Source organism: Streptomyces exfoliatus, from assembly GCF_000725545.1.
GTDB classification, from domain to species: domain Bacteria; phylum Actinomycetota; class Actinomycetes; order Streptomycetales; family Streptomycetaceae; genus Streptomyces; species Streptomyces exfoliatus.
This window is the reverse complement of sequence record NZ_JNZP01000063.1, coordinates 1-9,266: the sequence shown is the minus strand read 5'-3', so window position 1 is coordinate 9,266 and position 9,266 is coordinate 1. Positions and strand designations below refer to the sequence as shown.

Genomic DNA, 9,266 nt, shown 5'->3' with positions numbered 1-9,266 from the left:
GCGGGTAACCCATCGCTGCGCGATGGGCAAGCGAACCGCCGCGCTGCGCGCGGCGGTTGCGCTCCCGCTCCGCGGGAGCGCTGGTGGCTCGCTGCGCGAGCCACTCACCTTCGGTGCTGCGCACCGGAGGTGACGCCCTGTCCGCTGCGCTCCCAGGGCTGCGGGGCTTTGCCCCGATGCCCGGGTTTCCGCTTCGCTTCAACCCGGGGCCGGCGGGTCCGCTGCGCTCCCCCGCCTCAACGGTCCTTCCGGCTGCGCCTCCAGTCCCTTCGGCCCGCGGGCGCGGGCCTAGCTGGCTACGGGGTGGGGCTGCGCGGTGAGTCGGCGTGGACCTGGAGGGCTGCTCTCGCGATCCGGGTTAGGCGGAGGATGGTGACGCTCTGTCCGCTGCGCTCCCAGGGCTGCGGATCTCGCCCCTGATCGGGGGCCGTCCACTTGCGTTTGTCGAAGCTGTGGTCTCCAGCAGGGGGCTTGCCGCTCCGCTTCCATGGCCTCGTGGGGGGAGGGTGGGTCAGACGGGTTGGTTGAAAGAGTGAGGGCGTGCCTGGGGTTCGCCTGCTCAGAGTGATGCAGCATGTAGTGTTAGACAAAATGGTGCACATGTGGGGTGGAAGTATGGCGATTGACAAGAGTATCCCTGCGGGGCTCACCATCAGGGCGAAAACCTTTATCCAGTCTCATGGCCACTGGAACGATTCTCACGATTCTGAACAGTACAGGGTTCGGTGGATGGAGCACGGGGTCCCTGCGGCTCAGATCGATCGGGTAGTTGCCTTCGAGGCTGTCTGGGGTGGTCTGGCCCTTCCTCCCTCCCCTCACTATGACGGGGGGCCGCGGACGTTCAGCGGGGATGTACCCGAGGGGCCGGATCCTGACTGGCACTTCGGAGCGGGCATGCAGCGTACGGCTCTTCCCTACGCGTTCATGATCGGCCCGAACGGGGAGTTCGGTCTGCACACCGGGAAATGGGTGCCCTTGCATGCCAGTGTCGAGGGCTGGGTGGAAGCCCTGGCTCTGGCGAACCACGCCCGTAGGTGGGCTCGCACCACCACGAGGCTGAAGGGCGCTGCCGTGGACAAGCTCGAGCTCGACGGGTTCGAGGCCGTGCCGGAGGTGGTCGGCCTTGCGGACACCTGGTGGCGCGGTACCGACTCGCTGGTCGCCGTATACCGCGGCGAAGCCGAAGTCATGGACGCACCTCAATGCCTCACCGCCACCATCTACACCGGACTCGACGAATGGGGACTTCGAGGACTCGGCCCCACAGGCTGATCCCTGGAATAGCACCGCCGCCACCCCGGCCCCCACCCCGAAAAAGGGAACCAGAAATGCAGAGAATCTCTCTCAGGGAACACCAGGTCGACCAGAAGTCGGCCTTCCGCAAGTGGGTAGGATTTCCTGCAAGATCATCAGTGCCCCCTGAGGGGGCCCGGGGCACTATCGTGTCCGCCACCGGCTCTGGGAAGACGATCACGGCGGCCGCGTGCGCACTGGAGTGCTTCCCGTACGGCCGGATCCTGGTGACCGTCCCGACCCTGGACCTGCTCGTACAGACCGCCCAGGCATGGCGGACGGTGGGACATCGGACCCCGATGGTCGCGGTGTGCTCGCTGGAGAAGGACGACGTCCTGGAGCAGCTCGGGGTGCACACCACGACCAACCCCATCCAGCTCGCCCTGTGGGCCGGGAACGGGCCCGTGGTCGTGTTCGCCACGTACGCCTCCCTCGTCGACCGCGAGGACCCCGAGGGCCCGACGGGCCAGCGGAAGGTCCGCGGGCCACTGGAAGCCGCTCTCGCGGGCGGAGAGCGCCTGTACGGACAGCAGATGGCCCCGTTCGACCTCGCGATCGTGGATGAGGCCCACGGAACCGCCGGTGATCTCGGTCGTCCATGGGCCGCGATCCACGACAACCAGCGGATCCACGCCGACTTCCGGCTCTACCTCACCGCCACCCCGCGCATCCTCGCCGCGGCCCGGCCGCAGAACGGCGCCGGCGGCCAGGAGGCGGAGCTCGCAAGCATGGCCGACGACCCAGACGGCACGTACGGCGCGTGGCTCGCCGAGCTCGGGCTCTCGGAGGCGATCGAGCGCGAGATTCTCGCAGGGTTCGAGATCGACGTGCTGGAGATCCACGACCCCTCCCCCGTCCTCGGGGAGTCGGAGGAGGCACGGCGGGGCCGGCGCCTGGCCCTGCTGCAGACCGCACTCCTAGAGCACGCCGCCGCGTGGAACATTCACACGCTCATGACGTTCCACCAGAGGGTCGAGGAAGCAGCCGCGTTTGCGGAAAAGCTCCCGGCGACCGCTGCCGAGCTGTACGTCAACGACGCCACAGGCGACGACCTGGCCGCCGCGGGCCGGCTGCCCGCATCGTCGATCGATGCGGAGTTCTACGAGTTGGAGGCCGGCCGCCACGTCCCGTCGGACCGGGTGTGGTCGGCGTGGCTGTGCGGCGACCACCTCGTCAGCGAGCGGCGTGAGGTGCTGCGGCAGTTCGCCAACGGCATCGACGCGAACAACCGGCGCGTCCATCGCGCCTTCCTCGCGAGCTGTCGCGTGCTCGGGGAAGGCGTCGACATCACCGGCGAACGCGGAGTCGAGGCCGTCTGCTTCGCGGACACCCGCGGCTCGCAGGTGGAGATCGTGCAGAACATCGGACGCGCCCTCCGCCTCAACAAGGACGGCACCACCAAGGTGGCCAGGATCATCGTGCCGGTCTTCCTGGAACCCGGCGAGGACCCGAACGACATGATCGCCTCCGCCAACTACAAGCCACTCGTAGCCGTCCTCCAGGGCCTGCGCAGCCACGACGAACGCCTGGTCGAGCAGCTCGCCTCCCGCGCCCTCACGAGCGGGAAGCGCAAGGTCCACATCCAGCGTGACGAAGAGGGGCGGATCGTCGGGGCCGGCGGCGTGGGCGACGGCGAGGACCAGGACGACACGCAGGCCGCAGCCGAAGCGGCCTTGCTGCACTTCTCCAGCCCGCGCGATCCGGCGACCATCGCCGCGTTCCTCCGCACCCGCGTCTACCGACCCGAATCCCTGGTCTGGCTGGAGGGCTACCAGGCCCTGCTGCGCTGGAGGGCGGAGAACGAGATCACCGGCCTCTACGCCGTGCCCTACGACGTCGAGGTGGAAGTGGGGGTCACGAAGGACTTCCCGCTTGGCCGATGGGTGCATCAGCAGCGCAAGGCCCTGCGGACCGGAGAGCTCCAGGAGCGCCGCAAGACCCTCCTCGACGCCCCCGAGGCCGGGATGGTGTGGGAACCCGGCGAGGAAGCATGGGAGAACAAGCTCGCCGCGCTCCGGTCCTACCGGCGGGCCATGGGACACCTCGCACCACGACAGGACGCCATGTGGGGCGAGGACGACGAGATGGTGCCCATCGGACAGCACATGGCCAACCTCCGCCGCAAGGGCGGCCTGGGTAAGGATGCGGAGCGGGCCGCGGAGCGCGCGGCGCAGCTGGCGGCGGTCGATGAGGACTGGAACTGCCCGTGGCCGCTGGACTGGCAGCGGCACTACCGCGTCCTCACCAACCTCGCCGCCGACGAGACCGGCGGCGTCCTGCCCGACATCGCACCCGGGGTCCTCTTCGACGGCGACGACATCGGACGGTGGCTGAAGCGGCAGAAGAACCCCGGAACCTGGACACAGCTGTCGACCGAACAGCAGCAACGGCTGGCGAAGCTGGGCATACAACCCGACCCGGCGCCATCTCCAGCCCCCGCAGCCCCGCGTTCGACGAAGGGGCCGTCCAAGGCGCAGCAGGCATTCCAACGGGGCCTGACAGCCCTGGCGCAGTACGTTGCCCGCGAGGGAGAGCCCTCGGTGAGGCGGGCCCACCGAGAGAAGGTCATCATCGACGGCCAGGAACACGACCTCGCACTGGGAATCTGGTACTCCAACCAGAAACAACGCCGCGACAAACTCACCCAGGAGCAGCTCGACGCACTACGAGAACTCGGCGTGGAATGGGCGCAGTAGCGCGTCGCACCCCTGCCGGAAAGTACGTGGGAAAGGCACCTCAGGCTCAGCTGGGAACGCCTCTCCCGCGCCTCCGAGGGGACCTTCGCGCTGCTCCGGTCCCAGCAGCGACCCTCCTGAACGGTGGCCTCGGCGAAGCCGTCTACGCGACCACCTAAGACCTCTCCATATAGGGTCTGACCTGCGTGTTTACCTAAAGATGCCTAGGATGGGCCTGCACCAGCGACGGCGTGGAAGCAACCGCGGTGCTTCGGTGACACCCGCTCACAAACATGCTCAGGACGGCCCCAGGAGGATTCCTCATGACCGCGACCGGCAACCCCCGTCAGCTCTCGAATGTGCACGAGTACACCGCCAGCCACATCCAGGTATTCGAAGGGCACGAGGCGATACGCAAGCGCCCCGGAATGTACATCGGCTCGACCGGCGAACGCGGCCTGCACCACATGGTGTACGAGGTCGTCTCGTACGCCGTCGACGAGCACCTGGCCGGCCATGCCGACGCCATCGAGGTCACGATCACCGCGGAGGGCAGCATCCGCGTCTCGGACAACGGGCGGGGCCTGCCCGTCGAGGTGGAAGAGCCCACCGGCAGGTCGGCCGTCGAACTCGAACTGACCGAGCTGTCCTTCGGCCCCAAGCCCCACACAGGCTACGGGGTCGCCGGCGGCCTCAGCAGGCTGGGCCTGTGCGTGGTCAACGCGCTGTCGAGCCGTCTCACGGTCGAGGTCCACCGTGACGGCCACCGTTGGACCCAGGAGTACGAGAAGGGCACCCCGGTCAGCCCCCTGACGAGGAACGAGGAGACGAGCGAGCACGGCACCACGATCGCGTTCCTGCCCGACGCCGACATCTTCGAGACCACCCGGTACTCGTTCGCCACTCTGTCGGAACGCTTGCAGGAACTGTCCTTCCTCAATGGAGGCCTGGCCGTCTCGCTCACCGACGAGCGTCCGGAGCGGCCGGTCCGCTACCACCACACGGACGGCCTTCGGGCCTTCGTCGCCCGGCTCAACCCCTACCCTCCGAGTCTCGTCCACTCCCCAGCCATCAGTTTCGAGTCGGAGAACGAGAACAAGACCATCCTCGTGCAGGTCGCCATGCAGTGGAACACCTGGTCCCCGGGACAGCTCCGCTCCTTCGTGAACAGCACCCCCACCCACGAAGGCGGCGCCCACGAAAACGGCTTCCGTACCGCGCTCACGGACCTCGTCAACGACTACGCGCGCCAACAGGGCCAACTGACCGCGGACGACGAGGACATCACGGATGGTGCCGTCCACGAGGGCCTGACCGCGGTCCTCTCCGTAAAACTCGCCCATCCCGTCTTCGAGGGCTCCCGGCGTCTGCGCCCCGGACAAGGCACTCGTACATGCCGTCGACCGGATCTGGGCGCAGCACAGCAGTCGGTCGGCCCCCGCTCACGGACCGGCCGTACGGCGTTGTCCCATCAGCCCGGGAGACAGGAACCCGGCCCTATGCGCAGCGCTGGGGCGTAACCGGGCGAGCTGGAGTAAAACCGCCTGTGAGCAGTGACAAGCCCCTGAGAGGATCCCGGTCATGCCAAGCCACACCGCAGAAGAGCTCCTCGCAGGCGTTCACGGGCTGACCCCTGAACGCGCGCAACAGATCGGCGATCAGATCGACGAATGCAGACAGCTGCTGGACACGAACATCGAAATGGACACCGTCCAGCAGCATCTGAAAGACCAAGGCGTCAGCATCATCCAAGCGATCCTGATCACCACGAGACTGCTGGACGACGACCACCCGAGCAGGCTCCGCGCAGCACGAGAAATCGTGGAGTGCAGCCCGGCCCGAACACACAGCACTGCCTGACCGCACAACCATTCACCCCACCAAGTGCCACCCACGCCCCTCGAAGACGCCACGGCCTTGCCGATACGCAGCCGCCGCAACCCACTGCAACCCACACGTCGCCCATCAGGCAGCGCATGCCAGGCGGCGGCGCAACGTCACGGGTTCCAGCACGAACTCGGACGCTGCATGATCGAACGATGCTGGTCGAACTGGTGAAGGTCGCAAAGTTTCCTTGGAGCACCTGGCTGGCCCAGGTCCGGACGCCGTTCGGAGGGACAGCGGTCCGCTGGTGCGGTGACCAGGCCGCGAAGCCTGGCAGGTACCACGTTGAGTGGACGGTCGATGAGGACATCGCCTGGGGGTGGAACGCGAAACCGGCTGTCGGCGTCGGACCGGGGGTCCGACCTGGCGGGCACTGCGTTGTCCTGCGCGGACGGCTGTACCTCACCGTGGACGGCGCCGCCGTGCTGGACTTCGATGGCTCGCAGATTCTGCTGGACCTTGCCGATCCGCTGCCCGACGGTGTTGCCGGCACGTGGGGCGAGCTCTTCCTCGAGCGCGAGAAGATCGCTCTCTACCCGTACGGACTCTGACCAAAGATCAGTTGCGATGTGCCGTCTTCGTAGCGGTGAGCCGGCTGGGGATGTACCACCCCATGACAGCCGATAGCCCACGAGGTACCACCCTCGTGTCAGTGGCACGCCGCAGACACAGGTCGACGACCAGCAGGAACACAGTCCTCTTGCACAACGACTACTGACGCTTCTGCTCGCACGAGAGCAGGGGGGATTCCCGGGCGCTTGACGGACGCCGTGTGAAGTTCCCCCGTGATGTCGGACACTCGATGCTTACGCCGCGAGGGCGTGTCCTTGTTCGTGTCGTTGTCGGATCTCCAGTGGGGTGAGGTAGCCCCAAGCCGGATGCTTCCGCAGACGTTTCCGGTTGTAGAAGATCTCGATGAAGGCGAAAATTTCGGCCCGGGCGGTGGCCCGGTTGGGCCAGCGGCGGGTGCCGATCTCCTCCTTGAGCAGTGCGAAGAAGCTCTCGGCGGCGGCGTTGTCGTAGCAGGAGCCGGTGCGGCCCATGCTCTGCCGAAGGCCCAACCAGCGTATTTTCCGGCGGAGTTCGTCGGAGGTGTACTCCGATCCGCGGTCGGAGTGTGCGATGCAGCCGGGCTTGAGCCGACCGCGGCCGGCAGCCATGGCCAGGGCGTCGACGACCAGGGACGCGCGGTGGTGGTCGGCCATCGAGTAGCCGACGATCTCGCGGGTCGCCAGGTCCAGCCAGGTCGCCAGATAGAGCCAGCCCTCGTCGGTGGGGATGTAGGTGATGTCGCCGACCAGCTTCTCGCCCGGCGTGCTCGCGGTGAAGTCGCGGCCGATCAGATCCGCAGCGGGCACCGTCCTCTTCGCCGGACGGGTCAGCGACCGGCGCTTGCGCCGCGTGACCCCGGAGATGTCGCGCTCACGCATGATCCGCTCCACCGGGAGGACCGGGCGACCTTCAGCAGTCGGCACAAGAGAGCAACACCATGGGTGGTCTTCTCCGCTTCGATGAACGCGTACACGTCGTTCACCGATCGCTCTCCTTCGCGAAGAAGACCGCCGCTTTTCGCAGCACCTCGATCGTCTCAGCCTGCTCGCGGTTCTGCCGGCGCAGCCGCCGCAGTTCCTCCCGCTCCGCGCTCGTGAGCTCGCCAGGCGCCCCCTGGCCCCGGTCGGTCTTGTCCTGCTTGACCCAGTTCCGCAACCCCTCGGCGCTGACACCGATCTCCCGGGCCACCTCGGTGACGGTCCTCCCGGAGGAGCGGACCAGCGCGACCGCGTCCCGCTTGAACTCCTCCGAGTACCGCCTACTGCGGTTGCTCTTGCTTCCCACCTGGCACTACTCCCTCTGGAACCTCACGTCCCAGTCTCCAGGTGTCCAACATCAAGGGGAAGCTTCACGTCGGCCGTTCTCCTGAGCTGCGACACTCTGCGCGTGAGTTATCCCTCGACAGACCAACTGTCCTTCGCCGAACGCGCCTTCATGATCAACGCCACCGAGATCGACATCCTCCCCGGTGTTTGGGGTGACCTCGACGAGCCGCTGGTCTCAGGGCCTGCCTCGGCTCTCGTCCCGATCCTCCTTCCTCTCGTCGACAGAGGATGGATCTAAGTGTGCCGGCTCGTTCCCTGGACAGCGCCGGATGGAACTCTCGGCGAGCAGCGCGGGCCTCCTCTCCCGATACAGGACCTTCCCGCAGTTCTGGCAGACGCTGAGAACTGGGAGTACCCGCCATCCTTCAAGTGGCTGGGGTGCCTCACACTGACACGCAGCCTCAACGGCGCCCCTCCGCTTTCTGGACAGGGGACACCGAACGGGGTTCGCCGGCGCCCGGAGGTGGGTCAGATGTATTGCTGGATCCACGCTTGACCGTCGGCGGCCGCGATGGCGAGACGCATGGCGCCTCGGGCGACGACCAGTTCCGTGGCCAGGATTCGGTCGACAGTGCAGACGTCCCACAACTCGGGGAGGCTGTGGGCCCGCGCCGTCTCCAGTGCGGTATCCCAGTAGCCCGAGTAGCCAAGAGTGCCGCCGGCGATCCGTACTACGTCGGGGTTGAGGATGTTGACCAGTGAGGCGATGGCGAGTCCGAATGCCTCGCCTGCTGCGTTCACCACGTGCTTCGTGCGGCGATCGCCCTGGGCGAGCGCGGCATGGATCTGCTCTGGAGGCTTGCCCAGTGCGCGCACGATCGCGGCGCCGCCGGCCACGTCGTCGAGCCGTTTGACGCCTTCAGGCGTCGACATGGGCATGCTGCCGACCTCACCGGCCCATCCCCGCGAGCCGCGAACGACTCGTCCCTCGCACAAGTAGGCCGAGCCCACCGCGGTCCCACAGACCATCACCACGGCGGATGAGGTCCGAGGGAGACCAGCCGTTTCCTGAGCGAGAGCGGCCCGAATATCGTTGACGAGCAACTGAGGGGCGCCGCGATGGATTCCCTGCCAGCCTCTGAGCTGGGGCAGGACATCGGAGATCTTCACCTGCCCTCGCTCCACAAGGCCAGGGACTGCGATCCCCAGCACCGTGGGCTTCAGGAAGTTGTCAGCAAGGAACCCCTGGACGGCCGCCCCGATGTCTCCAGCACTGGTCGAGGGCCCGGTGGCCAGGCGCCGCGTGATCGGTGTCTCAAGATCCGGCCCTTCAGCCAGCATGAGCAACTTCGTGCCGCCGATGTCCACGCCCACTGTTGCGTGCCGCATTGCCCCACCTCACGCGTCGCTCCCGAGGCAGCAAACTACCGTGGGGCGATCCAGGCCGCGGCGCGTCGGCTGTGGGGTGCGGCCGTGTGTGGCTCTGTTCACGAGAACGGGGTTCTGGCACGGATCTTGGGGAGCCGTCGCGGAGAGTCATCGTGGCGTTCGATAATGAGCTCCACACCTACAGTTCTGCTTCACTGAACTTTGACGG

General features: G+C 67.1%; 9 protein-coding genes. 6 read left to right on the top strand and 3 right to left on the bottom strand.

Going from position 1 to position 9,266, the window contains the following annotated elements; translation table 11 throughout:
• Positions 1-894: 894 nt before the first annotated feature.
• From IO20_RS42235 to IO20_RS0133855, 5 genes are all read left to right on the top strand, one after another.
• Positions 895-1,272, top strand: coding sequence for a hypothetical protein (locus IO20_RS42235; RefSeq protein WP_342668819.1), 378 nt, complete (start codon positions 895-897; stop codon positions 1,270-1,272).
• 56 nt (positions 1,273-1,328) lie between these two features.
• The gene (locus IO20_RS0133870) at positions 1,329-3,989 is read left to right on the top strand and encodes a DEAD/DEAH box helicase (RefSeq protein WP_030557063.1); all 2,661 of its coding nucleotides are present in this window, start codon (positions 1,329-1,331) and stop codon (positions 3,987-3,989) included.
• 302 nt (positions 3,990-4,291) lie between these two features.
• Entirely contained in the window at positions 4,292-5,488 is a 1,197-nt protein-coding gene (locus tag IO20_RS0133865) for an ATP-binding protein (protein ID WP_051894205.1), read from the top strand.
• Between the two features lie 61 nt (positions 5,489-5,549).
• Complete coding sequence (locus tag IO20_RS0133860; protein ID WP_030557066.1) at positions 5,550-5,828, top strand: hypothetical protein; 279 nt, start codon at positions 5,550-5,552, stop codon at positions 5,826-5,828.
• A gap of 179 nt (positions 5,829-6,007) precedes the next feature.
• Positions 6,008-6,403 carry a hypothetical protein gene (locus tag IO20_RS0133855; RefSeq protein ID WP_051875202.1) on the top strand — a complete coding sequence of 132 codons (396 nt, stop codon included), beginning with the start codon at positions 6,008-6,010 and terminating at the stop codon, positions 6,401-6,403.
• Positions 6,404-6,658: 255 nt separating this feature from the next.
• Here IO20_RS0133855 and IO20_RS37215 read toward each other — a convergent pair whose 3' ends face one another.
• Together IO20_RS37215 and IO20_RS0133845 are read right to left on the bottom strand one after the other, a co-directional pair.
• Positions 6,659-7,282 (bottom strand): IS3 family transposase, encoded by a 624-nt coding sequence (locus IO20_RS37215; RefSeq protein ID WP_078946323.1) that lies wholly within the window; start codon positions 7,280-7,282, stop codon positions 6,659-6,661.
• A 100-nt stretch (positions 7,283-7,382) separates the two neighbouring features.
• Positions 7,383-7,688 (bottom strand): transposase, encoded by a 306-nt coding sequence (locus IO20_RS0133845; RefSeq protein ID WP_030557070.1) that lies wholly within the window; start codon positions 7,686-7,688, stop codon positions 7,383-7,385.
• A gap of 102 nt (positions 7,689-7,790) precedes the next feature.
• On the opposite strand from IO20_RS0133845, the gene IO20_RS40605 reads away from it, so the two are divergent.
• Positions 7,791-7,967 (top strand): hypothetical protein, encoded by a 177-nt coding sequence (locus IO20_RS40605; RefSeq protein WP_157850867.1) that lies wholly within the window; start codon positions 7,791-7,793, stop codon positions 7,965-7,967.
• Positions 7,968-8,197: 230 nt separating this feature from the next.
• On the opposite strand, the gene IO20_RS0133835 is transcribed toward IO20_RS40605, so the two are convergent.
• Positions 8,198-9,037 (bottom strand): ROK family protein, encoded by an 840-nt coding sequence (locus IO20_RS0133835; RefSeq protein ID WP_245685153.1) that lies wholly within the window; start codon positions 9,035-9,037, stop codon positions 8,198-8,200.
• Positions 9,038-9,266: the final 229 nt, after the last annotated feature.